Source organism: Caballeronia sp. SBC1, assembly GCF_011493005.1.
Classification (GTDB): Bacteria; Pseudomonadota; Gammaproteobacteria; order Burkholderiales; family Burkholderiaceae; genus Caballeronia.
On the sequence record NZ_CP049157.1, the window covers coordinates 1,301,385 to 1,326,780 of the forward strand.

Annotated in this window: 20 protein-coding genes, 1 pseudogene and 2 riboswitches; of the genes and pseudogenes, 14 read left to right on the plus strand and 7 right to left on the minus strand. The window is 59.0% G+C overall.

Features of this window, described 5'->3' with window-relative positions; genetic code table 11:
- Positions 1 to 131: 131 nt before the first annotated feature.
- The 7 genes from SBC1_RS23855 to SBC1_RS23885 all read left to right on the plus strand — a co-directional run bounded on the left by SBC1_RS23855 (position 132) and on the right by SBC1_RS23885 (position 8,222).
- Complete coding sequence (locus tag SBC1_RS23855; protein WP_165101265.1) at positions 132 to 848, plus strand: GntR family transcriptional regulator; 717 nt, start codon at positions 132 to 134, stop codon at positions 846 to 848.
- A 204-nt stretch (positions 849 to 1,052) separates the two neighbouring features.
- A complete protein-coding gene (urtA, locus tag SBC1_RS23860; protein ID WP_165094967.1) occupies positions 1,053 to 2,351 on the plus strand; it encodes an urea ABC transporter substrate-binding protein in 1,299 nt (432 codons plus the stop codon).
- Positions 2,352 to 2,506: 155 nt separating this feature from the next.
- Complete coding sequence (gene urtB / locus SBC1_RS23865; RefSeq protein WP_165094962.1) at positions 2,507 to 4,126, plus strand: urea ABC transporter permease subunit UrtB; 1,620 nt, start codon at positions 2,507 to 2,509, stop codon at positions 4,124 to 4,126.
- 1 nt (position 4,127) lies between these two features.
- Positions 4,128 to 5,318 (plus strand): urea ABC transporter permease subunit UrtC, encoded by a 1,191-nt coding sequence (gene urtC / locus SBC1_RS23870; protein WP_165989027.1) that lies wholly within the window; start codon positions 4,128 to 4,130, stop codon positions 5,316 to 5,318.
- A gap of 59 nt (positions 5,319 to 5,377) precedes the next feature.
- Entirely contained in the window at positions 5,378 to 6,205 is an 828-nt protein-coding gene (gene urtD / locus SBC1_RS23875; protein WP_241202250.1) for an urea ABC transporter ATP-binding protein UrtD, read from the plus strand.
- Between the two features lie 24 nt (positions 6,206 to 6,229).
- On the plus strand, positions 6,230 to 6,922 hold the full coding sequence (gene urtE / locus SBC1_RS23880; protein WP_097264650.1) for an urea ABC transporter ATP-binding subunit UrtE: 693 nt from the start codon (positions 6,230 to 6,232) through the stop codon (positions 6,920 to 6,922).
- A gap of 59 nt (positions 6,923 to 6,981) precedes the next feature.
- A riboswitch (cobalamin riboswitch) is annotated at positions 6,982 to 7,131 on the plus strand.
- 35 nt (positions 7,132 to 7,166) lie between these two features.
- Entirely contained in the window at positions 7,167 to 8,222 is a 1,056-nt protein-coding gene (locus tag SBC1_RS23885) for a HoxN/HupN/NixA family nickel/cobalt transporter (protein ID WP_165094956.1), read from the plus strand.
- Here SBC1_RS23885 and SBC1_RS23890 read toward each other — a convergent pair.
- Entirely contained in the window at positions 8,212 to 8,436 is a 225-nt protein-coding gene (locus tag SBC1_RS23890) for a DUF3717 domain-containing protein (protein ID WP_165094953.1), read from the minus strand. The genes SBC1_RS23885 and SBC1_RS23890 overlap by 11 nt on opposite strands.
- A gap of 154 nt (positions 8,437 to 8,590) precedes the next feature.
- Here SBC1_RS23890 and metE point away from each other — a divergent pair, with 154 nt between their 5' ends.
- The 4 genes from metE (at position 8,591) to SBC1_RS23910 (ending at position 16,303) form a co-directional block, all read left to right on the plus strand.
- Positions 8,591 to 10,885 (plus strand): 5-methyltetrahydropteroyltriglutamate--homocysteine S-methyltransferase, encoded by a 2,295-nt coding sequence (gene metE, locus SBC1_RS23895; RefSeq protein WP_165094950.1) that lies wholly within the window; start codon positions 8,591 to 8,593, stop codon positions 10,883 to 10,885.
- 380 nt (positions 10,886 to 11,265) lie between these two features.
- On the plus strand, positions 11,266 to 11,670 hold the full coding sequence (locus tag SBC1_RS23900) for an FKBP-type peptidyl-prolyl cis-trans isomerase (protein ID WP_165094946.1): 405 nt from the start codon (positions 11,266 to 11,268) through the stop codon (positions 11,668 to 11,670).
- Between the two features lie 749 nt (positions 11,671 to 12,419).
- The gene (locus SBC1_RS23905; RefSeq protein ID WP_241202210.1) at positions 12,420 to 13,190 is read left to right on the plus strand and encodes an ABC transporter substrate-binding protein; all 771 of its coding nucleotides are present in this window, start codon (positions 12,420 to 12,422) and stop codon (positions 13,188 to 13,190) included.
- Positions 13,187 to 16,303, plus strand: coding sequence for an EAL domain-containing protein (locus tag SBC1_RS23910; protein WP_165094943.1), 3,117 nt, complete (start codon positions 13,187 to 13,189; stop codon positions 16,301 to 16,303). Before SBC1_RS23905 ends, SBC1_RS23910 begins: the two co-directional genes overlap by 4 nt.
- A gap of 37 nt (positions 16,304 to 16,340) precedes the next feature.
- On the opposite strand, the gene SBC1_RS23915 is transcribed toward SBC1_RS23910, so the two are convergent.
- Complete coding sequence (locus SBC1_RS23915; protein ID WP_165094940.1) at positions 16,341 to 17,192, minus strand: LysR substrate-binding domain-containing protein; 852 nt, start codon at positions 17,190 to 17,192, stop codon at positions 16,341 to 16,343.
- A gap of 116 nt (positions 17,193 to 17,308) precedes the next feature.
- Here SBC1_RS23915 and SBC1_RS23920 point away from each other — a divergent pair, with 116 nt between their 5' ends.
- Positions 17,309 to 18,526 carry an aminotransferase class I/II-fold pyridoxal phosphate-dependent enzyme gene (locus tag SBC1_RS23920; protein WP_165094937.1) on the plus strand — a complete coding sequence of 406 codons (1,218 nt, stop codon included), beginning with the start codon at positions 17,309 to 17,311 and terminating at the stop codon, positions 18,524 to 18,526.
- 46 nt (positions 18,527 to 18,572) lie between these two features.
- Here SBC1_RS23920 and SBC1_RS23925 read toward each other — a convergent pair whose 3' ends face one another.
- Entirely contained in the window at positions 18,573 to 19,859 is a 1,287-nt protein-coding gene (locus SBC1_RS23925; protein WP_165094934.1) for a nitrate/nitrite transporter, read from the minus strand.
- A gap of 110 nt (positions 19,860 to 19,969) precedes the next feature.
- Between SBC1_RS23925 and SBC1_RS23930 the strand changes: the two genes are divergently transcribed.
- Complete coding sequence (locus SBC1_RS23930; protein WP_165094931.1) at positions 19,970 to 20,863, plus strand: LysR substrate-binding domain-containing protein; 894 nt, start codon at positions 19,970 to 19,972, stop codon at positions 20,861 to 20,863.
- A 28-nt stretch (positions 20,864 to 20,891) separates the two neighbouring features.
- Here SBC1_RS23930 and SBC1_RS23935 read toward each other — a convergent pair whose 3' ends face one another.
- The gene (locus SBC1_RS23935) at positions 20,892 to 22,109 is read right to left on the minus strand and encodes a D-amino acid dehydrogenase (RefSeq protein ID WP_165094926.1); all 1,218 of its coding nucleotides are present in this window, start codon (positions 22,107 to 22,109) and stop codon (positions 20,892 to 20,894) included.
- 145 nt (positions 22,110 to 22,254) lie between these two features.
- Positions 22,255 to 22,351: riboswitch (glycine riboswitch) on the minus strand.
- Positions 22,352 to 22,811: 460 nt separating this feature from the next.
- Positions 22,812 to 24,005: a mechanosensitive ion channel family protein gene (locus SBC1_RS23940; RefSeq protein WP_165094922.1), complete on the minus strand. Its 1,194-nt coding sequence runs from the start codon at positions 24,003 to 24,005 to the stop codon at positions 22,812 to 22,814.
- Between the two features lie 226 nt (positions 24,006 to 24,231).
- Here SBC1_RS23940 and SBC1_RS40050 point away from each other — a divergent pair.
- Positions 24,232 to 24,321 (plus strand): annotated as a pseudogene (locus SBC1_RS40050) (helix-turn-helix transcriptional regulator); the annotation flags it as partial.
- Positions 24,322 to 24,357: 36 nt separating this feature from the next.
- Here the strand turns inward: SBC1_RS40050 and SBC1_RS23950 are convergent.
- Both SBC1_RS23950 and SBC1_RS23955 read right to left on the minus strand, forming a co-directional pair.
- Complete coding sequence (locus tag SBC1_RS23950) at positions 24,358 to 24,747, minus strand: 4-oxalocrotonate tautomerase family protein (RefSeq protein ID WP_165094917.1); 390 nt, start codon at positions 24,745 to 24,747, stop codon at positions 24,358 to 24,360.
- 45 nt (positions 24,748 to 24,792) lie between these two features.
- Positions 24,793 to 25,209 (minus strand): MarR family winged helix-turn-helix transcriptional regulator, encoded by a 417-nt coding sequence (locus tag SBC1_RS23955; RefSeq protein WP_165094913.1) that lies wholly within the window; start codon positions 25,207 to 25,209, stop codon positions 24,793 to 24,795.
- Between the last annotated feature and the right edge of the window lie 187 nt (positions 25,210 to 25,396).

Sequence of the window (25,396 nt, forward strand, 5' to 3'; positions counted from 1 at the left end):
GTACACAAGAGGAAATACCAGATGCTCGATTGGAGCGAGGTGCCAGCACCTGCGAGTATTCGCGAAGGCGGTTTGCCCTTCGGCACTGCGTTTATCGGCGACGCATGGCAGGAGTGCGGTTGAAAAAGCACATGGTGGATACGAAGACGCCCGCGGGTCCGGCGAAAAGTGCCAGCAATCTCGCGGCACAAATCTATACGCGACTGAAGGCAGATATTTTCGATTTCCGGCTGCTGCCGGGCGACAAATTCAGCGAAGGCGACATTGCCACACGCATGCAGGTGAGCCGGACACCGGTTCGCCAGGCGCTGTTTTGGCTGCAGCATGAAGGATACGTTGACGTGTACTTTAAAAGCGGCTGGCAGGTCCGCGCTTTCGATTTCAAATACTTCGAGGACCTGTATGAAGTGCGGGTCATGATGGAGACCTCTGCCATTGCCCGGATCGTCGCTCTCGATGCAATGGACAGGCTCGATACGTTACGCGAGACATGGTGCATATCGGCCGAGCGCTACCTCACTGACTCGACAGTCGTGGCAGCGCTCGATGAAGCCTTTCACATCCGCATTGTCGCGGCGGTAGGCAACGAGGAGATGGCGCGCATTCACCAGGACGTGACGGAGCGCATACGGATCATCCGGCGCCTGGATTTTACGAAGGCACCCCGTATTGACGCCACATACCGGGAGCATGCTGCAATCCTTTCGGCGATCTTCGCAAAGGACGTCTCCGGTGCACAGGAGATGATCCGTGGGCACATCGCGGAAAGGCAGGCCGAAGTGAAGCGCATCACGCATCACATGCTCCATTCCGCGCGCGAGCGTTACGCCAGTCAGGATGATTCGTAGCCCGCCTCCGAAAGCGTGCAGACCGCACCAGTTTTGAGCGCGTACGCACCGCGGCTAATCAATCGACATGCCTGTGATTGACTGTGGAACACCCGGGAAGCCTTTACTACAAAGGCTTTAAAGTCCTTGGCCCAGAATTTGCAAAAGGAATTTCGTCTTGTATCCAAGACTAAATCCAACTTACATTCTGGTTAAGGACGGGCAATGAAAAAGCGCGAGTTCCTGAAGGTCGCATCGGCAGCGGGGGTTGCAGGCGTAGTTGGCAAGATCCCTTCGGCTTTCGCTCAAAGCGACAAAGGCCCCATCAAAGTGGGCGTATTGCACTCCCTGTCCGGCACGATGGCGATCTCGGAAACATCGCTCAAGGACACGGCGCTGATGACCATTGCGCAGATCAATGCGAGCGGTGGCGTGCTTGGTCGTCAACTTGAACCGGTCGTGGTCGACCCCGCCTCCAACTGGCCGCTCTTCGCCGAGAAGGCGCGTCAACTGATCTCGCAAGACAAGGTCGCGGTGACCTTTGGCTGCTGGACATCGGTGTCGCGTAAATCGGTGTTGCCGGTGTTCGAGGAACTCAACGGCCTGCTGTTCTACCCGGTGCAGTACGAAGGCGAAGAAATGTCGCGCAACGTGTTCTACACGGGCGCAGCACCTAACCAGCAAGCCATCCCCGCCACCGAATACCTGATGAGCAAGGAAGGCGGCGGCGCCAAGCGCTTCTTCCTGCTGGGCACCGACTACGTGTATCCGCGCACGACCAACAAGATCCTGCGCGCGTTCCTGCACTCGAAGGGCGTGAAGGACGACGACATTCAGGAGGTCTACACACCGTTCGGCCACGCGGACTATCAGACCATCGTGGCTAACATCAAGACGTTCTCGCAAGGGGGCAAGACCTGCGTGATCTCGACGGTGAACGGGGACTCGAACGTGCCGTTCTACAAAGAACTCGGCAATCAAGGGCTCAAGGCCACCGACGTGCCGGTGGTCGCGTTCTCGGTGGGCGAAGAGGAACTGCGCGGTATCGATACAAAACCGCTGGTCGGCAATCTTGCCGCATGGAACTACTTCATGTCGCTGAAGAACCCGGAGAACACGAAGTTCAAGGCCATGTTTGCCGACTGGGTCAAGAAGAACAACCTGCCGGGCGGCGACAAGCGCGTGACGAACGACCCGATGGAAGCGACCTTTGTCGGCATCCATATGTGGAAGCAGGCGGCGGAGAAAGCAAAGAGCGTCGATGTCGACAAGATTCGCGTGGCCATGGTCGGCCAGAAGTTTGCGGCGCCTTCGGGCTTTACGCTTGAGATGGATGGGAACCACCATCTGCACAAGCCGGTGATGATTGGTGAGGTACGCGGCGACGGCCAATTCAATGTCGTGTGGCGCACGAAGACCGCGATCCGCGCGCAACCGTGGAGCCCGTACATTTCGGGCAACGAAGGCAAGCCGGATGTGGTGAGTTCGATTCCGGATTTTCTGCGCCGCCGCCGCGTGGCTTAAGCCTGCGTTTGAGCTTGGGTAAGTAACAACGTTGAAGTCCGAACTGCCGCGCTCGAAGCACAAGAACAAGAGCGGCGGTTCGTATGAGTCCGGGCGGCATGCAGCATATCGCGCAACACGCCGCCCCGCACTCCGCTCTACCTGACAGGCCATTCATGACTGATTCGATTCTTCGCTTCGCTCGCCGTGGCCTCTGCGCGATGCTGATTGCGTGCATGCCGCTGGCCGCATTTGCGGCTCTTACGGCTGACGATCTCGCGCCGCTTGCGGCCGACGACTTCGACGCCAAATCCGCCGCCATCGATAAGCTGATCGCCAACGCGGATGCTCCTTCAATCGCCGTGTTGAACGCGCTCTCCGATGGCTCGTTGGTCGCCACCGACGCCGGCAAGGTTCTGATCCAGACCGACGACGGCAACAAGGACCCGCTCACCAACAAGGTCGTGGAAGCGCCGGATGCGCAACCGGTCACGCTGAACAATCTGTTGCGCTCGAAGGTATCGGGTGCGTTATCGGGCTTGCAGCTGGCATCGCCCGATATTGCTACGCGCCGCGCGGCCGTTGATGAATTGCTGAAGAACTCGGATCCGTCGATCAAGCCATTAGTCGATAAAGCCCGCGCCAAGGAGACCGATCCGACGCTGAAAAAGCGCCTCGACACGCTCTGGGCCACCACCGCTTTACACGATACCGACGCCAACAAACGCCTTGAAGCCGTGCAACTCGTCGCCGCGCGTCACGACCTGGATATGAACGAACTGCTGCGCCCGATCGTCGTGAAGAACGCTGACGGTACCTTCGCCGAACCTGATGCCCGCGTGCGCGCAGCAGCACAAGCAGGTATCGAAGAACTGGATTCCATTCAGCGGCGCGGTGAGATTGTTGGCACGATCTTCGCGGGTCTGTCGCTGGGCAGCGTGCTGTTGCTCGCCGCGTTGGGCCTCGCGATCACGTATGGCTTGATCGGTGTGATCAACATGGCGCACGGCGAGTTTCTGATGATTGGCGCATATGCTACGTATGTGGTCCAGAACCTCGTCCAGCACTACGCACCGGGTGCATTCAACTGGTATCCGCTGTTCGCCGTGCCTGTGTCGTTTGCCGCCGCGGCTTTGGTGGGTATCGTGCTCGAACGGCTCGTGTTGAAACATCTCTACGGCCGTCCACTCGAAACGCTGCTGACCACGTTCGGCATCAGCCTGATCCTGATTCAAGCGACGCGCACGATCTTCGGCGCGCAGAACGTGCAGGTGACGAATCCATCGTGGATGAGCGGTGGCGTCTCCGTCATGCAGAACCTGATTCTCCCCTACAACCGTTTGACCATTCTTGGCTTCTCGCTGGTCGTCGTGTTGCTCGCGTGGGTCGTGCTCACCAAGACGCGCCTCGGCCTGTTCGTGCGTGCCGTCACGCAGAACCGCCGGATGGCTGCGTGTGTCGGCGTGAAGACCGCGCGCGTGGATTCGTATGCGTTTGCGTTCGGTGCGGGTATCGCAGGACTGGGCGGTTGTGCGCTTTCGCAGATCGGCAATATTGGGCCGGACCTGGGGCAGAGCTACATCATCGATTCATTCATGACGGTCGTGCTCGGCGGCGTCGGGCAACTGGCGGGAACGGTGATCGGCGGCTTTGGGCTTGGGCTTGTCAGCAAGACGATCGAACCCTTCTGGGGGGCGGTACTCGCGAAGATCGCGGTGCTCGTGCTGATTGTATTGTTCATCCAGAAACGTCCTCAGGGCATGTTTGCCCTGAAGGGCCGCAGCGCAGAGGTTTGAGATGAATACACCAAACGTCTCCGCGAATCTCGACGTCGTGCCAAAACCCGATGAGCAAGCCAGACGCGAAGGGTTTGCGCTGGGCCTGCCGCCGCGTGCGGCGCTCCTTCCCCGCAACGGCTGGATTGCGTTGATCGCGTTCATCATCGCCATGGGTATATGCGTGCCGGTCGCAGCGCTCGTGCTGCCGGAGTCGAGCACGTTCCACCTGAGCGCCTATTCGATGACGCTCGTCGGCAAGCTCATGTGCTACGCGATCGGCGCGCTGGCGCTCGATCTTGTGTGGGGCTATTGCGGCATCCTGAGCCTCGGCCATGCGCTGTTCTTTGCGCTTGGAGGCTACGCGATGGGCATGTACCTGATGCGTTCGATTGGCCGTGAGGGCAACTATCAAAGCGACTTGCCCGACTTCATGGTGTTCCTCGACTGGCACAAGCTGCCTTGGTACTGGCAAGGCACCGAACACCTCTGGTATGCGCTGTTGCTGGTGATTGTTGTGCCCGGCGTGCTTGCCTGGGTGTTCGGCTTCTTCACGTTCCGCTCGCGTGTAAAAGGCGTGTATCTGTCGATCATTACCCAAGCGATGACCTTCGCCGCGATGCTGCTCTTCTATCGCAACGAAACGGGCTTTGGCGGCAACAACGGCTTTACCGATTTCAAGCGTATCGCGGGCTATCCGATCACAGCGGCAAGTACGCGGACCGTGTTGTTTCTCATGACGCTCGGCGTGCTGATCCTGGCGTTTATCGCGGCGCGTGCCATTGTGACTTCGAAGCTTGGGCGGGTGGTGACAGGCGTGCGCGATGGCGAAGCGCGGTTGATGTTCCTCGGCTATAGCCCGCTCGCATACAAGCTTTTTATCTGGACCGTGTCAGCCATTCTGTGTGGCATTGCAGGCGCGTTATACGTGCCGCAAGTGGGCATCATCAACCCGAACGAGATGTCTCCGGGCAACTCCATCGAGATGGCGATCTGGGTGGCCGTGGGCGGACGGGGAACCTTGATCGGGCCGATCATCGGCGCGTTTGCGGTGAATGGTGCGAAGAGTTTTTTTACGGCGAACTTCCCTGAATACTGGCTGTTCTTCCTGGGCCTGATCTTTACGCTCGTGCCCTTGCTGCTGCCGAACGGAATCATGGGCCTTATCGATATCGCGCTGCGCAAGAAGAAAGCAGGAGGACATTCACATTGACTGCCTTATCGATCCCATTAGCTAACGCGTACAACGCATTGATCGTGGACCTGCCGCCACTGCCTGAAATCAACGAACGTAATCAAAACGGCATCACGGGTCTGGGCCACGTGCTGGAACCGGGCGAGATCGATGTCTCGCACGGCACTATCCTGTATCTCGAAGACGTGACCGTCAGCTTCGATGGTTTCCGCGCGCTGAACAAGCTGACGCTGTCCATTGAGGTGGGCGAACTGCGCTGCGTGATCGGACCCAACGGCGCGGGTAAGACCACCATGATGGACGTGATTACCGGCAAGACACGACCCGATTCCGGCAAGGTTTTTCTGGGCCAGACCTTTGACCTGACGCGCATGTCGGAGCCGGTGATTGCGCGCACGGGCATTGGACGCAAGTTCCAGAAGCCGACCGTGTTCGAGAACCATCCGGTGTGGGAAAACCTCGAACTCGCGATGAAAACCGACAAGGGGTGGCTGGCGTCGCTCAGGTCAAAGCTGGATCGGGAAGCACAAGCGAGGATTGAAGAGACGCTGGAACTGATCCATCTTGAAGCCGATGCCACGCGTTCTGCCGGTGAGCTGTCGCACGGGCAGAAGCAGCGGCTGGAGATTGGCATGTTGCTGATGCAGCAACCAGCGCTTCTGTTACTCGATGAACCCGCCGCCGGCATGACGGACCATGAAACCATGCAGCTCGCGGAATTGCTCAACAAGCTGCGCGGCACCTGTTCGATGATGGTCGTCGAGCACGACATGGAATTCGTCGCAGCGCTCTCGGGTGATACGGGACGCGTGACGGTGATGGCCGAAGGCAGCGTGCTTGCACACGGCACGCTCGACGAAGTGAAGCGCAACGAGAAAGTGATCGAGTCGTACCTCGGCCGTTGATTGGGCCACCACGGGAAATTAGAAATGCTCGAAGTCGATTCACTCAACCAGTTCTACGGCGGCAGCCACATCCTGCGCGATGTGAAGATGACCGTGCCCGATGGAAAACTCACGGTATTGCTTGGCCGCAATGGCGTGGGCAAGACCACGTTGCTACGCTGCCTGATGGGCGTGGTGCCCACAAAAAGCGGCACGATCTCCTGGCGTGGTGCGAAGATTTCTTCGATGCCCACCTATAAGCGCGTATCGAGCGGCCTGGCTTACGTACCGCAAGGACGGGATATCTTCGGCCGGCTCACGGTTGAAGAAAACTTGCTGGTGGGCGCGGCGAGCCGTAAAGCGCCATCGAAGGTACCAGACCGGATCTATGAACTGTTCCCGGTGCTCAAGGAGATGAAAAGCAGACGCGGCGGCGATCTGTCGGGCGGCCAGCAACAGCAGCTCGCGATCGGCCGGGCGCTGATGAGCGAACCACAACTGCTGATCCTCGATGAACCGACTGAAGGCATCCAGCCCTCCATCATTCAGGATATCGGGCGCACGTTGCGGCAACTCGTTGATGAAATGGGCATGACAGTGCTGCTCGTCGAACAGTACTACGACTTCGCTCGCGAGCTTGCCGACCGCTACTGGGTGATGAGCCGCGGTGAGATTGTCGCGGGCGGTGAGGGCGCGGACATGGAGGCGCATGGCGTGCGGGAGTTGATCGCGGTTTAAGTCTGACGAGCGAGTAGTAAATAGCGCGCGTGAACTGATCGACATTGCAACAGGCGCGGTATATAACGTGCAGCGTACTACCTCGTTAAGGGAAAGTGAGAAGCCGGTGAGAACCCGGCACGGTCGCGCCACTGTATTTGGTTTGTAAGCGTTTAGATTGTCGAACGTTTCGAACCAAGAGTCAGACCTCCTTCCTCGACTTTTTCAACTCCAAGCGGGACGCGACTTCCCGAGGGCTGCTCAGATGATTTCTCAACTCGTACAAATTTTTAACGACTCAGGCACTAAGGTGCGGGGCAAGCTTTTCGGCATTTATGGGGTATTGATTGCGATCAATGTCCTTGCGTGGGTTTGGGCTCTGGTGGCATTCCGCCACCATCCGGTACTTCTCGGAACTGCAATGCTGGCCTACGGATTCGGGCTGCGTCATGCGGTGGATGCCGACCACATTGCCGCTATCGACAATGTCACGCGCAAGCTCATGCAGGAGAAGAAACGCCCCGTTGCAGTGGGCTTCTTCTTTTCTCTCGGGCACTCGACCGTGGTCGTGCTCGCCTCTGCCGGGGTGGCTCTTGCAACGTCGGCCATGCAGGGACGGTTCGACCGTTACAAGGAAATCGGCGGAATTGTCGGCACGTTGGTGTCGGCGTTATTCCTGTTCGCGATTGCCCTGATGAACCTGATTATCCTGAGGTCGATCTATAAGGCGTGGCGCAACGTCAGGAGCGGCGGTGCTTATGTCGATGACGATTTCGATCTGCTTCTGGCCGATCGCGGATTTCTGGCTCGCATCTTTCGCCCGTTGTTTCGCATGATCACGCGAAGCTGGCAAATGTACCCGCTAGGTTTCCTGTTCGGTCTGGGATTCGATACGGCGACTGAAATTGGTTTGCTTGGCATAGCGGCAACCCAGGCGTCGCAAGGGCTTTCTCCCTGGGCGATCATGGTGTTCCCGGTCCTGTTCAGTGCCGGCATGTCCCTGATAGATACGCTGGACGGTCACCTGATGCTCGGCGCTTACGGATGGGCTTACCTGAAGCCGATCCGGAAAATCTACTACAACATGACCATCACACTGGTGTCCGTCATCGTGGCCGTCGTGATTGGCGGCATAGAAGCGCTTGGGCTGCTCGCAGATCAGTTGAAACTGCAAGGTCCAGTGTGGGATGCCATAGGTACCTTGAACGATAATTTCGGCACGCTGGGCTTTGTGATTATTGGCATTTTCGCCGTTAGCTGGATCGTGTCGGTCCTGATCTATCGTGCAAAACGCTTCGACGAGCTGGAAGTCAGCCGCTAGGACCGCGTTGATCCAGGGCACTCGTCAGTGCCTGAATTTGCTCGCTGCTAAGCGACGATGTATCGATCGCGTCAGCGTGGGAAAAAATCATCTGTCCATAAGCATCGGCGAGCACGCGCGCTTCCCGGCAGAGTGCCGCATCCTGACCGGCCGGCTTCAGTTCTCGCCAATAGTTGATTGCGCGCTCGACGTCGAGAATAGTGAATACGCTCATAGGTCTGCCCTGCAGCTTCGGGTGAATGGACGGGTAACGCCGGTACGCGCACGTTGCACCCACATGAACAAAACTAATAGAAAGATGAAAACATGTCGCTTGTCGAATGACACGCCGGCATTCAGACTGTGGGCCACTCGGTTAAGGACGCATTATGGCTCGCACTCATCTTCATGGTTTTCCGCGCATCGGCGCTCATCGGGAACTCAAGTTCGCGCAAGAGGCGTTCTGGCGCGGGGAGTGCGACGATGCTCATTTGCGTAGCGTCGCAGAGGCGTTGCGTGCGCGCCATTGGGAGTTGCAACGATCGGCGAAGCTGGATTTCGTAGCGGTCGGCGACTTCGCCTATTACGACCAGATGCTGAACCTTACCGCGCTGTTGGGCGCGTTGCCGGAGCGGTTCGAATTCGAACCGTCGGCGCTTTCGCTTGCGCAATATTACGAGCTGGCGCGGGGCAACAAGACGCAACCCGCCATGGAGATGACCAAGTGGTTCGACACCAACTACCACTACCTTGTGCCGGAGTTGGGGCCGGGCACAACATTCAACGGTGGCGTCGACTGGTTCTTCGACGAAATCGACGAAGCGTTAGCACTGGATCATTCTGTCAAGCCGGTTCTCATTGGCCCGATCACGTACCTGTGGCTATCCAAGAGCCACATTCCCGGCTTTGACCGGCTTTCGCTTCTGCCGAAGCTCGTGATTCGCTATATGCGCATTCTCGACAAGTTGAAGCAACGCGGGATTGAATGGATTCAACTGGACGAACCGGCACTGTGCCTTGACCTGGATGACGAATGGCTCGAGGCCTTTTACGCGGCCTACGATGTGCTTGGCGAGTCAGGCAGCAAGATCATGCTGGGCACATATTTCGACACAGCCGCTCATCACGCACCGCTTGTCGCGAAACTGCCTGTGCAGGGTATCCATATCGACCTGATCAGGGCGCCCGAACAGCTGGACGCGTGGCGCGCGGCCCTACCGGCGGACAAAGTGCTGTCGGTGGGGGTGATCGACGGCCGGAATATCTGGCGGGCAGACCTCAGCGAAATCGTCGACTCACTTCGTAGCCTGAGCGAAGAATGTTCGGATAACTTATGGATTGCGCCGTCCTGTTCGCTGCTTCATGTCCCGGTCACGCTTGCCTCGGAGCAAAGGCTCGATAACCGCTTGACGTCGTGGCTTGCGTTCGCGACCGAGAAGCTTGATGAGGTTGCCGCCATTGCGCTCGCGCTAAGCGATTCGGCAGAAGCCGGATCTGCGCTCGCCGCCTCGAACGCAGCGCTCGATACGCGACGCAATTCGGACACGATCATCAACACCCTCGTTCAGCGAAGGACCGCTGCCATCACCCACGCGATGGCAAGCCGAAAAAGTCCTTTCGCCGAGCGCAAGCGAGTGCAGCGGCATACGCTCAGGCTGCCGCTCCTGCCGACCACGACTATTGGTTCGTTTCCCCAGACAATAGCGATTCGTCAGGCGCGCGCGGCGTATCGGCGCGGGGCACTGGGCGCGCTCGATTACCTGGAACGCATGCGCGCGGAGATCGCAACAGCAGTGCGCAAACAAGAGGAGCTCGGCCTCGACGTCCTCGTGCATGGCGAAGCGGAACGTAACGACATGGTCGAATTTTTCGCGGAGAAGCTGTGGGGATATGCGCTGACGGAGAACGGCTGGGTTCAGAACTACGGCTCGCGCTGCGTCAAGCCGCCTATCATTTACGGCGATATCTATCGTCCTGAACCCATGACGGTGGATAACACGTGCTACGCGCAATCCCTGACCAACCGCGTGATGAAGGGCGTTCTTACGGGACCGGTGACCATGCTCCAATGGTCTTTTGTCCGTGACGATCAACCCCGCGAAACAACGGCGCTGCAGCTTGCGTTGGCCATTCGCGACGAAGTAACGGACCTCGAAAAGGCCGGCATCCGCATCATCCAGATCGATGAGCCGGCGTTCCGTGAATGCTTGCCATTGCGCCAGGCCGAGTGGCCGGCTTACCTCGACTGGGCAACCCGGGCTTTCAAGATCTCTGCTAGCGGTGTCTCCGATGCTACGCAGATTCACACCCATATGTGTTATTCGGAGTTCAATGACATTCTCCCCTCCATCGCGGCGCTGGATGCGGACGTGATCACGATCGAGACGTCGCGCTCTTCAATCGAACTGCTCGACGGCTTCGGCGCGTTCGCCTACCCGAACGGAATCGGGCCCGGCGTCTATGACTCACACTCCGCGAGGGTGCCGAGCGTGGAGACAATGCAGCGCTTGCTTGAGCGAGCATGCGAAGTCATTCCTGCGGAGCATCTATGGGCCAACCCTGATTGCGGTTTGAAAACGCGCGCGTGGCCCGAGACAGAAGCGGCACTGACAAACATGATTCTTGCGGCCCGTGCCGTGCGAGAGACGATCACCGCAAAAAATAAGGAAATAGCGGAGGTCTGAGCTTTCGTCATCGAGCGAGTATCTTAGCCGGCGGCTTTGGCCACCATCATTGCCGCTCGTGACTTTAATCGACTTGCCGTGGCTACCAAAAAGTGTTCCGCGGCCCCTGAGGGGGCAGCCTGCGACGCTTGCCACCATGACCCTATCCTGCTCCCAATCCCGTGCGGCGAAACGCGAAGAAGGCACGCTTGGCGCACACAAGCCCGCAAGCGGCAGGCACTGAAGTCCACCCGAGCTTACCCGTAAAGAATCGTCTCGAAGTGAGGTTCTGCCATGCCGTAGCCGGTCCGTGCTACTGTATTCGGTTTGGCTTCGTTGACTTCGTACTCTATTTTGTACTTTACTCACCACACCCACTTTCGGGACGCTCTGGACGCTTTATGAAAAAAGTATCGTTGCTGCTTACTCTTGCTTTTATCGCTTCGTCGTCGGCTTATGCTGCTACGGGCGCAACTGAAACGCTTCCTTCCGGCGTCACCGTGACGCAGATCAAGGAAGGCACCGGCGCGCAGCCTACCGCCGCCGACACCGTGACCGTCAACTATCGCGGCACGCTCGCCAATGGCACCGAATTCGACTCCTCGTACAAGCGCGGGCAGCCGGCATCGTTCCCGCTCGGACAGGTAGTCCCGTGCTGGACGCAAGGCCTTCAGAAGATGAAGGTTGGCGGCAAGGCCAAGCTCGTGTGCCCGCCGGCAACCGCATACGGCGATCGCGGCGTAGGCCCGATTCCTCCGAACAGCACGCTGACCTTTGAAGTCGAGCTGCTGAAAATCGGCAACTAAAGCCGCAACTCGAGGCTATACAACGCGCACTCGCTCACACGCATTCATGCGAATCGCGCGTCCTGTGCTATTGCGATGTTCGATATCTTTTGTTATCGCAATAGCACTGTTGTGTAACGCCATCCAATAGATTTATAGATGCAGTGAACGTTTAATTGCATTGCAATGGAAAACCCTGCTCGCCTATACGTTTTGCTGTGCTTTGCCGCGTGTTTCCGGTCAGACAGCCAATCTTTAATCAGATGATTGATGGGCGCGAAATAAAAACTATCGGCGTGAACAGGACACGCGAACCTGTCACTTGCACGAACTAGAATATGCGCCGGCGCGCATGCCAGCGGCAACCAGAGGTCAGAGTCGGCTCTACAGAGCCGGACTTCAATGCCACGCAATGTCATGTAGTGGGGGAGTACGAAAAGTACGAAATGGGGGGTGTACGGCAGCACGTAACGATTGCCGCCTCAGTTGCAGTTTTAATAAGCGTCCGGTAACATTAATTCATGGGCGTTATCATTTTTTACTAAACTGGTCACCTGCCGGGACTGCCGGAATAAGCAATTTCCTGTCGTTTTTCCGAGCGGCAGATAGGGCATGCAAAGGCGTTTCGCAAGAGTCTCGCTGCATAACCCGTTGTCGAGGGGTCAAAATCACTAAACACGCCCTCGCGACCGGTGTTAATAAAAAGAGGGCTGTATTCTAGTCACTTCCACCACCATGGCGACGCTGTGATCCGACACACTCTGGGCGGCATGCTACTGGTGATGTCATGCCTCGGCCGTGCGGTCGCGGCAGGCCCCGATTGCTCCCGTCCCTTCACGCTTGCACTGCACGACCACGGCCTGCTTTATTCCGCCGATACCGACACCGGCATCGACCGGGATTTCGCCGATGAACTGATCCGCCGCAGCGGCTGCCAGATCACCGTCAGCCTCATGTCGCGTGCGCGCATCTGGCAATTGATCGAATCCGGCGCGCTCGATTTCAGCTTGTCCGGTATTGCCAACACCGAGCGCAACCACTTCGCTTCATTCGCCTGGTACTTCAGCAACAAATACTATTTGCTGGTGCGCAAAGACGCGGGCATGCACCAGTTGGCCGATTTCGAGCGTAGCGACAAGTTTCAACTGGGCGTGATCCGCAGCTTCCGCTACAGCGACTCCGCCAACAAGCTGGTCGATACGCTCGCGGCTGAGAACCGCGTCAGCCAGGCGGGCGGCCTGGCGCCGTTGTACGAGGCGCTGATCCACCAGCGCATCCAGGGCATGATCATGGAGCCCTTCGACTACCCCGCGCTGGACGAAAAGAAGATCCGCGATGTCACCACCATCATCGAGTTTAACGATCCCGCCATACCTCATGGCCTGATCATGTCGAAGAAGGCGCTCTCGCCCGCCGAGCAGGACAAGTGGCGCGCGCTGGTGAACGAGATGCGCGCGGACGGAACCGTGCTGCGTATTTTCGAGAAGTACTTCAAACCCGACCTGGCCAGATCCATGGTCGATTTCCAGGCACCCCCGTGACCTGGGCTCGGCTGGTATTGCTGCCCCTGCTGATCTTGTCCGCCGCACTTGGCGTCACGTGGATAGTCTGGGATCACGAGCGGCAAGCTTCCCACAACGAATTGCTTTCCCAGTTCGAATTTTCACTGGGCGACGTGGTCAGCCGCGTCGAACAGCGCATGTCGACTTACGAGCAGATGCTGCGCGGCGTGCAGGGCTTGTTCGCCGCCACCGGCCAGATGGATCGCGACCACTTCCGCGACTACGTTGGCGCGCTCAATCTCGACGCCAATTTTTCCGGCATCCAGACCATCGGGGTCATCGAGTGGGTGCCGGCGGCGCGCAGGGACGCGCATATCGCTGCGATGCATCAGCTGGGTTTTCCTGGCTATACCATCCAGCCGCAGGGCTCGCGCGAAAACTACGCGCCAATCATCCAGCGCGAACCGTCTGCGAACAGCAACCGCGCCCCGCTCGGACTGGATCCCTGGGTCGACCCTGTGCGGCGGCAGGCAATGGAGAAGGCGCGCGATTCCGGCATGGTGGCGGTCTCCGGCAAAGTTCGCCTGGGCGTGGACTCCGGGCCGGATGCAAAACCCGCTTTCGTCATGTACCTGCCGATCTACGACCGGGGCCAGCCGCACGACAGCGTCGCCGAGCGCCGGGCGCATCTTGCCGGCTGGGTGTATGCGTCGTTTCGCATGCACGATGTCATCGCCAGCCTGTACGGCGACCCGCTGCCCGGCCTCGCGTTAGCCATCTACGACGGCGTGGAGCCGTCCGCCGCGGCCTTGCTGTATCGCTCGCGTGCCATCGGCGAGCAGCACCGGCCTCCGCTCATTTCAGCCAATGAGTACCTGGTGGTCGCCGGGCACAACTGGACGCTTTCGATGAGCACCCTTGACGACTTCAAGGGCCGCTTCGGGCGTAACGCCGGAGCATTGATCGCTGTCACCGGTACGGGCTTAAGCCTGCTGCTGGCGCTACTCGCCTGGCTGATGGTCACCGGCCGCGGCCGCGCGATGCGGCTGGCTTCCAATATGACCCGCGAGTTACGCGAGAGCGAAGAGAAGTTCCGTGCCATCGCGGACTGCACGGTCAACTGGGAAGTCTGGTGGGGACCGGATGGCAAACCGCGCTGGATCAATCCCTCGGTCGAGGAATACACCGGATACACCGTCGACGAATGCATGGCGATGACTGACTTCGCCGGCACGCTGATCCACCCCGATGATATGGCCCGCGTTGCACCCGAGTTCCTGAGGGGGCTCCAGGGATCTCGCGGCGACGACCTCGAATTCCGCTGCGTCCGCAAGGACGGAACGCTAGTCTGGCTATCCGTTTCCTGGGTTCCGATCACCGACGCCAAAGGCGCTTTCGCGGGTTTTCGGACCAGCGGGCGCGACATCACGGACCGCAAGCAGGTTGAGGCCGAGCTGCGGATTGCGGCGGTCGCCTTCGATTCGCTCGAAGCCATGATGGTCACCGACGCGAACAACACCATCCTGCGGGTCAATTCGGCGTTCACCGAGTGCACGGGTTACACCGCTGAAGAAGCAGTGGGCCAGACACCGCGAATGCTGCGCTCACACCATCACGACGCCGCTTTTTTCAGCGAGATGTGGGAAACGATCCACCGCGTGGGCGGCTGGCAGGGCGAGATCTGGGGGCGTCGCAAGAATGGCGAGGTCTATCCGAAATGGCTGACGATCTCGGCGGTGACCGGCGAAGGTGGAATCGTCAGCCACTATGTAGGCACGCATCACGACATTACCGAGCGGAAGATCGCGGAAGAACGCATCAAGGAGCTCGCCTTCTTCGATGCCCTGACGCGTCTGCCCAACCGCACGTTGCTACTGGATCGCCTGACGCAGGCCATCACGGTCAGCGCGCGAAGCGGTGCGTGCGGCGCGCTGCTGTTCATCGACCTGGATCACTTCAAGACGCTCAACGACACCCTGGGCCACGACAAGGGCGACCTGCTGCTGCAGCAAGTGGCGCAGCGCCTGGCTGCCAGCGTACGTGACGGCGATACCGTGGCGCGGGTAGGCGGCGACGAGTTCGTCGTGGTGCTCGGAAGCCTCCACGAAACCTGGCAGGAAGCGGCCAGCCAAACGGAAGGCATGGGCGAAATCATCCTTGATGTTCTCGGCAAGTCGTACCAGCTTGACGACATCGATTACCGCAGTACGGCCAGCATTGGCGCGACGGTGTTCAGTGGCTACGAGACCCCTATCGACGAGTTGCTGAAACAGGCCGACCTCGCCATGTACAAGTCCAAGGAACTGGGGCGCAACGCGATGTGTTTCTTCGACCCGGCCATGCAGACCGTTGTTGTGGAACGGGCAGCGCTCGAGGGGGGCTTGCGCAAGGCTATAGAAGGCGATCAATTCGTGCTGCATTACCAGGCGCAGGTGCTCGACGGCGACCGGGTCATCGGAGCCGAAGCACTCGTGCGTTGGCAGCATCCTCAGCGCGGGATGGTTCCGCCAGCCGATTTCATCCACCTCGCTGAAGAGACCGGGATGATCCTGGCGTTGGGCAACTGGGTGTTGGAAAACGCGTGTACTCAGCTTGCGTTGTGGGCCGTGCGGCCGGACATGTCGCACCTGACGATCGCAGTCAATGTCAGCGCGCAGCAATTCCGCGAGCCCGATTTCGTGGCCAAGGTGTTGAACGTGATCCGTCGGACGGGCGCCAACCCGAACCGGCTCAAGCTGGAACTGACTGAGAGCGTATTGGTGGACAACGTGCAGGACATCATTGACAAGATGCATGCGCTCAAGGCCCGTGGCGTGGTCTTTTCGCTGGACGATTTCGGCATCGGCTATTCGTCGCTTTCGTACTTGAAGCGCTTGCCTCTGGATCAGTTGAAAATCGACCAGTCATTCGTGCGCGACGTGCTCGTCGATCCAAACGATGCGGCGATTGCGAGGACTATCGTGGCGCTGGCGCAAAGCTTGGGCTTAGGGGTGATTGCCGAAGGCGTGGAGACCGAAGAACAGCGCGATTTCCTGGCCGGTGCCGGCTGTCATGCCTACCAAGGTTTCTATTTTTGCAGGCCGCTGCCCATTGACGGGTTTGAAGAGTTTGCAGCCAGAGGGCGAATGAAGCCGCAAGCGGCCCGCGCATAATAGTTCGAGCGGTTGCCTGCATTACTTCGCGTGGGCGTTAGATTCGCAGGTCGGTCAGGATCTGTTCCGCCAAAAAATCACAGGGCGGCCGGTTCGATCCCGCGCTGCGCGCGAGCACGATTTCCAGGTCCGGCAGCGCCGGCAGGCCGTCCGCAATGCCAAGCTGTACGAACCGTTCCGGAATGCTGCATCGGGACAGCGGGGCAATCGCGAGTCCTGCTTCGACCATGCTGAAAAGGCCCAACAGGCTAGGGCTTTCATACGACGTGCGATAGCTGATCTTAGCCCGCTCGAGCGCGTGGATAGCCTTGGACCGCGCGACGCTACCCGGTGCGAAGACGGCAATGGGCAGCGGACGCTCCTTCCAGACTTCGTTGCCGACGGCGTAACCGGCCCAGACCATCGGCTCAAGCCGGATAAAGTCACCGCTTAGCCCCTTCATTCGCGTCATGCAGGCGAGATCGATCTTGCCTTCCTTGATGAGCGGCGCCAGTGCGTTGCTCGGCATGCCGATGACCTGAATCTCGACCTTGGGGTAGGTGGCGGAAAATTTCCTCAGCACGGCGGGCAGGAGCGACGACGCGTAGTCGTCCGGAACCCCGATTGCCACCCGCCCCCTGACGTCCGGGCGAACAATCGACGCCCAGGCTTCGTCGCGCAGGGCAAGCAACCGCCTCGCATAGGCGAGCAGCACGTGGCCGTCCTGTGTCAGCGTGATGTTGCGCGGCTTGCGTGAAAATAAGGGCTTGCCCAAGGATGTCTCCAGCGACTTGATCTGCATGCTCACGGCGGATTGCGAACGATGCACGAGCGCGGCGCCGCGCAGGAAACTGCCTGTGTCAGCAACGGCTACAAACATGGAGAGCGCATCAAGATCGAAGGTTTTCATCAGTATTTGAAGTATCAGGAAATCTGAACGAAGTCTTCAATATAACTCGCTTTCCTGAATCTGACGGGCCTTGCATACTGGGCGTCCCTCAACGCGAAAACGCCGGAAACGAAACGATGTCGATGACCTACGATGACTTCAGAAAGCTTGGACTCACAATCGATATGACCCGTGGAAAGCCGTCTCCGGAACAACTCGACCTGTCCTCGGACGCACTGGCCAACGCGCTGAAAGCGGGCGAATTCATGTCGCGCGATGGCATCGATTGCCGCAATTATGGTCATGCGCTGGGTCTTCCCGAAGCACGTGAATTTGGCGCCGATCTGCTTGGGGTCGCTGCGGAGCAGGTGGTGGCTGCGGGTAACTCCAGCCTCGAGTTGATGCATGACGCCATGGCATTCGCCATCCTGCATGGCATGGCTGACGGCAAGCCGTGGCGCAACGCGGGTGACATCGCGTTCCTTTGCCCCGTGCCGGGATACGACCGCCATTTCGCGATCTGTGCGGCGCTTGGCGTGCGCATGATCCCGGTGCCGCTGACCGGCAATGGCCCCGATATGGATTTTGTCGAAGCGCAGGTCGCGGCCGATCCGGCCATCAAGGGCATGTGGTGCGTGCCGCTGTACAGCAATCCGACCGGCGAAATCTACTCAGCCGATACGATTCGTCGTCTCGCCTCGATGCCAACCGCCGCCCCGGACTTTCGCCTGTTCTGGGACGACGCGTACCGGTTCCATCACCTGACGGAGCAGAAGCACACCACGCTGAACATGATCGACGCTTGCGCGGCGGCGGGGCATCCGGACCGGGCGCTGGTGTTCGCGTCGCTGTCCAAGATCACTGTTGCCGGGGCTGCGTTGGCGTTCGTTGCATCGTCGCGGCGCAACATTGACTGGTGGCAGCGTTGCTCGTTTATCAGGACCATTGGACCGGACAAGCTCAATCAACTCCGGCACGTACGGTTTCTGCGCGACCGGCAGACATTGGAGCGCTTGATGGAGCGGCACCGGGCGCTGTTGCAACCCAAGTTCGACGCCATGATAACGACCTTCGGCGAGATCCTTGCCGATCTGCCGGGCGTGTCCTGGACCGTGCCGCAAGGGGGTTATTTCATCAGCCTCTATAGTCCCGATGGTCTCGCGAAACGCACGGTCGCGCTGGCCGCTGAAGCGGGCATTGCAATGACGCCAGCAGGCGCTGCGTTCCCTCATGGTCTCGATCCGCGGGATCGGCATCTGCGCGTTGCGCCGACCTTTCCCGCACTCGATGAAGTGAAGCGGGCCGCGCAAGGGATTGCATTGTCCTTGCGTCGCGCGTTCGAAGAGCAGGGGTGATTGTTTGAATTTCTGCGGGTGGTTGGGGCCCTCGCTCAATACACTGTTAGCGCAAATTGGCGAGACCGCTTCTACAAACGGGTTGGGCGCGCGGCGTGTTCGGTATCAGGAACGCCAGTCCGACGAGCAGGACGGATGCCGCCGATGCCAACCCGTACACCGGCTGAAACGAACCGAATATCGTCTTGCATAGTCCACCCAGCACGTTCCCCAACGCCCCGCCAACGCCAAACGCCGCTTCGCAGATTCCGCACACGATTGCCGCCAAGGCGGGCGCGGTCGTCTTGCCAACGTACGCGTGCAACAGACCGAAGATCGGGAAGAACGAAAAGCCTAACGCAACCGCCGCGACCATTAGCGCGTAACCGCCTGGACGCGACGCGGCGATCAGAGAAGCGCACAAAAGCAGCACCCCCGCACTGACGAGCGCGGTGCGCATACCGTCGCGTTGTGTGCCGCCATTTTGATCAGGACTACCGTGCATATCGCCGATCATACCGAGCACCAGTCCGCTCACGACGCCCACCAGCCCCACAAGTGCCCAGGCGTGCGCTGTTACATCGAGACCCAGATGCAGGTCGTCATGCGCATAAGCTGAGAAGTAGGTGATGAATGGCACACCGGCAAAACCGCATAACACTGCAATGGTGTACACCAGCAGGAATTGTCTGGTGAGCATGCGCCGCAGCCCCAGGTGCTCGCTCGGTCGCCTGGCTTGGCGCGGTGGCGTGACGCGTGACTGAGCGGCCGACGCAGAGCCAAGCTGTGCAAACATGAGGACGATCACGGCGCTCAACACGGCAGTCAGCACTGCGGTCACGAGCCAGACAGAGCGCCAGCCCCATGAGGCCAACAACGCCGGCACCATCAACCCGTTCAGCAAGACGCCGTAGTTCGTCCCGCTGCCAATGACCCCGATTGCTTTCGCCCGATGGCGCTCGTCGATCAAGGGTGCGATCAGCGCCATCATCGGGACCCAGGTCGCGGCGGCGCAGGCATTGAGCGTGACGAGAGCGGCGCCCATCATCCATGTGTTATTGGCGAATGCGAGGCTCGCGAGGTCGATGGCCGACAGCGCAGTCGCCACAAGCACGATCCTTGCTGCCCCGAAACGCGCGGCGGCGAGTCCTGATAACAGCGCCATTGCGATATTGGCCAGTTGCCGCGCAGCCGTGATGTACCCGGCCTGCGCATAGTTGAAGCCGATGTCGTGTTTCATCTGCGGCAGGACGACAGGAAAGAGATAAACGCCGAACCCGTAGGTCGCAGCGATCACGGCGGTCAGCAGCAGCGTGACAGCCAGTTGGTTAAGAACGCGAGGCGAAACATCCATGACGGGCTACCGGAAGAAGTCGTTGGATTTATTCTCGGCGTCCTTGCGTTATGACGGAAATGATTTAATTTACTATCATTGATTAAGCTCCATCATCATTGAATCCGACCATGAACCTCGATCTCGCTCTGCTGCGCGCGTTTGTTGCTGTCACGGAAGCCGGTGGTTTTACCCGGGCGGCGCGACGGCTGAACCTGACCCAATCCGCGATCAGTCACCAGATACGGCGGCTTGAAGAAGAAGTGGGCCGGCCGCTTTTATATCGCACCACGCGCAGTCTGACCCTGACCGAAGATGGCGAGGATTTCTTGCGTTACGCCATGCAAATCCTCAACGCAATGGACGCGGTCACCGAGCGCTTTCGATCCTCTCCGGCTTCCGGTGTCGTCCGTTTTGGAGCGCCGGATATTTTCATGGGAGAACGGCTCCCCGTTTTGCTGACGCAATTTTCCCGGGCATTTCCGAACGTGCGGCTGGACGTGAGCGTGGGCATGAGCCTCGACTCGCAGGCAATGGTCGCCGCGCACGAACTGGATCTGGCCGTGGTGCTGTGCGTGCACGGAGAAACGGATCGGGACGCTGACGGTATTGTGTTGCGGCGTACGCGGTTTGTCTGGGCGGCGGCCGAATCCTTCGAAGCGCGCACGGGGGCGTCGCTGCCGCTCGCATTTTTTCCGGCGCCGTGTGTGAATCGGCGAGTGGCGCTCGAAGCGCTCGATGGCCAGCCGGTGGACTGGCATGTCGCGTTTACATCGTCGAGTCAGTCGGGTATTCGCGCCGCCGTGATGGCCGGGCTCGGGATCACGCCGCTGACACGCGATGACCTCGAGCCGGGCATTGTGGTTGTCGATGGGCAGTACGGTTTGCCACCCTTGCCGGAAGCGGAATTCAGGTTGCTATGGGGCAAGGGTGAACCTACGTTGGCTGCGCAGGAGTTCGGTCGGCTTGTGCTTGATGCTCCGGTTGAGCGGCCGCTACGGGCGAGCGCGGCCAAGTTCGCGTAAACCGGCTTACAGAGCCAGTCCCGCGAATTTACATGCGCTCGGCAATGCTGTGCGCCGTCGCGGCTGACAGCGTCCATCCCAGATGCCCGTGTCCCGTGTTGTAGAACACGCCGCGCCGCTTGCCGCTTCCGACCTTCGGCAACATGCTTGGCAGCATCGGCCGCAAGCCCGCCCAGGGAATCACGCGCGATGTCGCGACACCCGGAAAATAGCGCCGCGTCCAGTCGACAAGCGGTGCGATCCGGTCCGAGCGAATGTCGCGATTAAAGCCGTTGATTTCAGCCGTACCCGCTACGCGGAAACGGTCGGCGCCAAGGCGGCTCGTGACAATCTTCGCACTGTCGTCGAGCAGGCTGACCCACGGCGCACCCTCGCGACTCGCGGCGTCATCCAGGCACACGGTGATCGAATACCCCTTCACGGGATAGATATTCACGTGGTCGCCGAGCATCGACGCTATCTGGCGGCTTGCCACGCCGGCGCACACCACGATGCGCTCGAAGCCATGTTGCTGCTCGTTACCCGCGCTGCCGCCGTGCAGCACACGCATGGCGAATGGGCCGTCGCCGCGCTGCTGGATATCCGCGATCTGCGTGTCGTAGTGAAAGCGCACGCCGCGCCGCTCGGAAGCTTCGGCCAGACCGCGCGTGAACTTGTGGATGTCGCCGGTCGAGTCGGACGGTGTGAAAAATCCACCGTGGAAATCTCCTTGCAACGTGGGTTCGATCGCGCGCATTTCGTCGCTTGTCACCGCGCGCCGGTCAAGACCGCCTGCCTGCAAAAGCTGGTTCACTTTCGCGGCGGTATTGAAGTCCTTCTTCTGCTGGTACATATGCAGGATGCCGCGCTGCTCGAGATCGAAGTCGATCCCTTCGCGCTCGGCAATCCCGAACAGATGCTCGCGCGCGGCAATGGCAAGGCGCACTGTCTCGACGGTGTTGGCGCGGTAGTTAGGGATCTGGCGCAGGAACTCGCCCATCCACGAATACTTGTGCCAACTCGGCGCGGGGTTCATCAGCAGCGGTGCGTCGCGCGTGAACATCCAGCGCAGGCCCTTGAGTACGGTGGCCATGCTGTTCCAGACCTCGGCGTTGCTGGCGGAAAGCTGGCCGCCGTTGGCGAACGATGTTTCCATCGCCGCGTATCGGTGACGCTCGAAAACGGTGACGTCGTGGCCGCGTTCGGCGAGGGCGTAAGCGGTCGTGACGCCGGTAATACCGGCGCCAATGATGGCGATTTGTGACATGACAAGGTCCAGATGAAAGTTGGGCATCGCCGGGATTTCCGGCGTCTAATGCCCCATCTGTCCGTGTACCTGAGAGTTTCAGTCGTGGCGTTGCACGCACGACATCCCCGTCGGTGGGCGCATTAAAGCGCCGCTCTCCAGATGTTCCTGCTGCGCGGTCCTTGGGCCTGAGAGTTTCCGGGGCGGTTGCTCCGTCGGCGCCGTCACCGTGTTGCCGTGACAGTCTCTCCCGCGCTAGCGATTGGAACCCCGCCAAGATACCGTCTAAAAATAAGATAGGCAAGGGGGCTGTCGACTTGTGTCGACTTGGATCGATTGGGGCGGAGCTATTGGCGGCTAATCGCCGGCGTCAATGGGAAACGCTGGACGCAGGTCTCGATGCAGACCAGTTCGGCCTTTTTTAGTTAAGAAATAATAAGGATACTTAATGATTATGCGAGGATCAGCATCCGTATAGTCGCCGCAGACGACCCATGATCTTCTTAATCTTTCATTTAATACAATTATTTCTTTTCGCTTTCAATTCAATATAAAATGCGCTTCCTTTAACAGATTTTTGGAGGCCGGCATGACCCCTTTTTCGAAGGCAGCAGCCACTCTGGCCGCCTGCATAGGCGCTTTCACCGTCGTCGTGTGTATTGTCGAGGGGTTGGCCGGATAGCGGGCGCGCGACCGCGTTCGCCGAACGCTAAGCCGGCGCCGCTAGCGCATTTGCCAGACGCGTAAGTTGAACAGCGGCAAGATGCCGTAGACGTGGTCGAACATATCGGACTGGATTTGTTCGTACGATTCCCAGTCCGTCTCGTTCACGAACAGGAACACTTCCAGCGGCAGACCCTGATTGGTGGATTGCAACTGGCGAACCACCAGCGACATATCTTGTCGGATCGCCGGGTATTGGCGAAAGTATTCCATCAGATACACGCGAAACATCCCAAGGTTAGTCAGGCGATGCCCATCGTCCGGCACGGTGAACGGCACTCGAAAGGCTGTGCTCGCCTTCAGGTTGACGAGCAGTTCATCGTCGCAAAACCTGATGCTCTCAATGTCCAGATGAATCGCGTGCTTGACCCGCCGTCCGCCGGATTCCACCATGCCGCGCCAGTTCTTGACGCTGTTCGTCAACAACACATAGCTCGGCAGCATGACAATGGAATTATCGAAATTCTGAACCTTGATCGTGTTCAGCGAGATGTCGATGACTGTCCCGTCAGCCACGAATCCGGGAACCTCGATCCAGTCGCCGACGCGCAACATGTCGTATGCGGCCAGTTGAATGCTGGCGACAAAACCCAGCAGCGAATCGCGAAAGATAATGATCAGCAGCGCAGTCATCGCGCTCACGCCAGTGAGGAAATTGGCCGGTGATCGATGCAGCAGCACGGAGACCACGGCAATCAGTGCAAGCACGTACAGGACAATGGCGGCTATCTGCAGAAAGCTTTTGATCGGTCTCTGGCTTGCAAAGGGAAAATGACTGTAGCGATCTTCAATGCTGCCCAGGAACGCGAAGGCGGCGCGCAGGATGGTCAAGACCATGAAGCATGCCGATAGCATCTCCACCGGACGGCCCAGCATGGAAATGACTGGAAACGAAACGCCGATTAGCAGCGGGGCTGAAATATAGATGATGGCCGCAGGCACGAGTGGCGCCAGCCGATGAAACACCTTGCGGCGTTCGGCGGCACGTAACCACTTGCGGCGCTCGCCACGCGCGAGATGGCCAACGATCCTCAGCAAGATAAAGCGCGTGACGTAGTAGCAGATCGCGCTGGACAACGCGATCGTCAAGAACAACGCCATGACGAGAAGGATCGCCACGGGCATGCTGTCGGTGTGGACATACAGTTGATGTCCATTCGGTCCATTCACTACGCGGAACATGTCATTGAACATAGATCCTCTCAGTGCCGACCAGCCTGCTTTCCTGAAGGTGATCCGGGCCCGCGTGGTACCGATCATTCCCCGATCTGGCTACGCAGCCTCCTGAATGTTGCTGCAGTGCGATTCTATGAGCCTGTCGAACATTGTAACGGCCTCCTGATCTTTACGGCGAGGTTAGTTCCGGGCGCGGGGCAGGGCGGGAAAGCCGGACGCTGACCACCAACCCGCCGCCAAGGCCATCGACGCACTCGATGGGCAACATTTCTGGGCCCGCCTCACGCGAGTGCTCGAACGACGGCATATCAGCTTCGACAGTTGGGTCGCGCTGCGTGGAAAGCAGTTTCTGCCGGCGCGAGCGAAAAATTCAGTGATGGTACCGGTACTCCTGCGTGCGCCCGCCGTACCCATACGAAGCCGCCCTCACATCTTCAACATGGATGTAGCTCTCTTCATGCAGATCGCCCAATATCCTGCCGAACCCTTCAAAAACGGCCGAGATATACCGCGCCTTCTCGTCCTTTGTGTTCGTTTCGTCGGTGATCTTGATATCGAAATAGAAGCTTGATTTGTGCTGCTCGCTTAGCAACCGGCCACCGATCACCCAGCTATCCGGGTCGATGAACTGAATGGTGATAGCCGTCACCTCTCGCTTCTTGCCCAGGATGCTGGAGGTCAGTTCAAGCAACATGTCCGATATGGCTGCAACAGCCTCGGACGATTTTTCAATACTTACCTTCACGTTCAAAATCGGCATTTTTCATCTCCAATTAGTTCGCTATACAACTATTTAGGAAAAAAATCAGTCGAGAGTCGACCGTGCATCTTTCACGCTTGCGACCGTGGTCGCAAAGCGTTCCTCACCCAGCTCAGCTTTCAAACGTTTGGTGACCGCGGCGCTAGCTGCGTTCAAAGAGTCCTTGATTCGCAACCCCTCGCTAGTGGGATGAATTGCGGTCTCACGTCCGTCGGATGCGGTAAGCCGGCGTTCGATAAACAGCAACTTCTGCAAACCGTCCAGCGTTCGCGTTGCCGTGGATCGCGAAATGGCGAGTTCAGAGGCCAACTCGCTTTGCACGATGCCTGGCTTCGCCAACACCGCACGCAGCATGAATCCCTGCGGCGGGGTCAGGCCAAACGCCTTGTATGCGTTCGCCCACTCGCGCTCGAGGCTTCGCGCAAGTGCCGTTGTGTTGAAGTAGATGCAGTGATCGAACATGAAGTCACTGTAGGATAAAGTAATTCGCTATGCAACTAGTTTTTGATTTCCCAATATGCAATACGTAAGCTAATCGACAGGATTTGGTGCCTCTTCGCGTCTCATCAGCCCTTACCAAATATTTCACGAAACTTTCTTGAAGTGTCTTCAGACTGGCGTCCGCGATGCAACGAAAACGTTTGCGCAC

What these genes read in the sequence shown, in the direction of transcription:
- SBC1_RS23855 (WP_165101265.1), top strand. Translation starts at nt 132, where the DNA reads ATGGTGGATACGAAGACGCCCGCGGGTCCGGCGAAAAGTGCCAGCAAT.
- urtA (WP_165094967.1), top strand. Translation starts at nt 1,053, where the DNA reads ATGAAAAAGCGCGAGTTCCTGAAGGTCGCATCGGCAGCGGGGGTTGCA.
- urtB (WP_165094962.1), top strand. Translation starts at nt 2,507, where the DNA reads ATGACTGATTCGATTCTTCGCTTCGCTCGCCGTGGCCTCTGCGCGATG.
- urtC (WP_165989027.1), top strand. Translation starts at nt 4,128, where the DNA reads ATGAATACACCAAACGTCTCCGCGAATCTCGACGTCGTGCCAAAACCC.
- urtE (WP_097264650.1), top strand. Translation starts at nt 6,230, where the DNA reads ATGCTCGAAGTCGATTCACTCAACCAGTTCTACGGCGGCAGCCACATC.
- SBC1_RS23885 (WP_165094956.1), top strand. Translation starts at nt 7,167, where the DNA reads ATGATTTCTCAACTCGTACAAATTTTTAACGACTCAGGCACTAAGGTG.
- SBC1_RS23890 (WP_165094953.1), bottom strand. Translation starts at nt 8,436, where the DNA reads ATGAGCGTATTCACTATTCTCGACGTCGAGCGCGCAATCAACTATTGG.
- metE (WP_165094950.1), top strand. Translation starts at nt 8,591, where the DNA reads ATGGCTCGCACTCATCTTCATGGTTTTCCGCGCATCGGCGCTCATCGG.
- SBC1_RS23900 (WP_165094946.1), top strand. Translation starts at nt 11,266, where the DNA reads ATGAAAAAAGTATCGTTGCTGCTTACTCTTGCTTTTATCGCTTCGTCG.
- SBC1_RS23905 (WP_241202210.1), top strand. Translation starts at nt 12,420, where the DNA reads ATGCTACTGGTGATGTCATGCCTCGGCCGTGCGGTCGCGGCAGGCCCC.
- SBC1_RS23915 (WP_165094940.1), bottom strand. Translation starts at nt 17,192, where the DNA reads ATGAAAACCTTCGATCTTGATGCGCTCTCCATGTTTGTAGCCGTTGCT.
- SBC1_RS23920 (WP_165094937.1), top strand. Translation starts at nt 17,309, where the DNA reads ATGTCGATGACCTACGATGACTTCAGAAAGCTTGGACTCACAATCGAT.
- SBC1_RS23925 (WP_165094934.1), bottom strand. Translation starts at nt 19,859, where the DNA reads ATGGATGTTTCGCCTCGCGTTCTTAACCAACTGGCTGTCACGCTGCTG.
- SBC1_RS23930 (WP_165094931.1), top strand. Translation starts at nt 19,970, where the DNA reads ATGAACCTCGATCTCGCTCTGCTGCGCGCGTTTGTTGCTGTCACGGAA.
- SBC1_RS23935 (WP_165094926.1), bottom strand. Translation starts at nt 22,109, where the DNA reads ATGTCACAAATCGCCATCATTGGCGCCGGTATTACCGGCGTCACGACC.
- SBC1_RS23940 (WP_165094922.1), bottom strand. Translation starts at nt 24,005, where the DNA reads ATGTTCAATGACATGTTCCGCGTAGTGAATGGACCGAATGGACATCAA.
- SBC1_RS23950 (WP_165094917.1), bottom strand. Translation starts at nt 24,747, where the DNA reads ATGCCGATTTTGAACGTGAAGGTAAGTATTGAAAAATCGTCCGAGGCT.
- SBC1_RS23955 (WP_165094913.1), bottom strand. Translation starts at nt 25,209, where the DNA reads ATGTTCGATCACTGCATCTACTTCAACACAACGGCACTTGCGCGAAGC.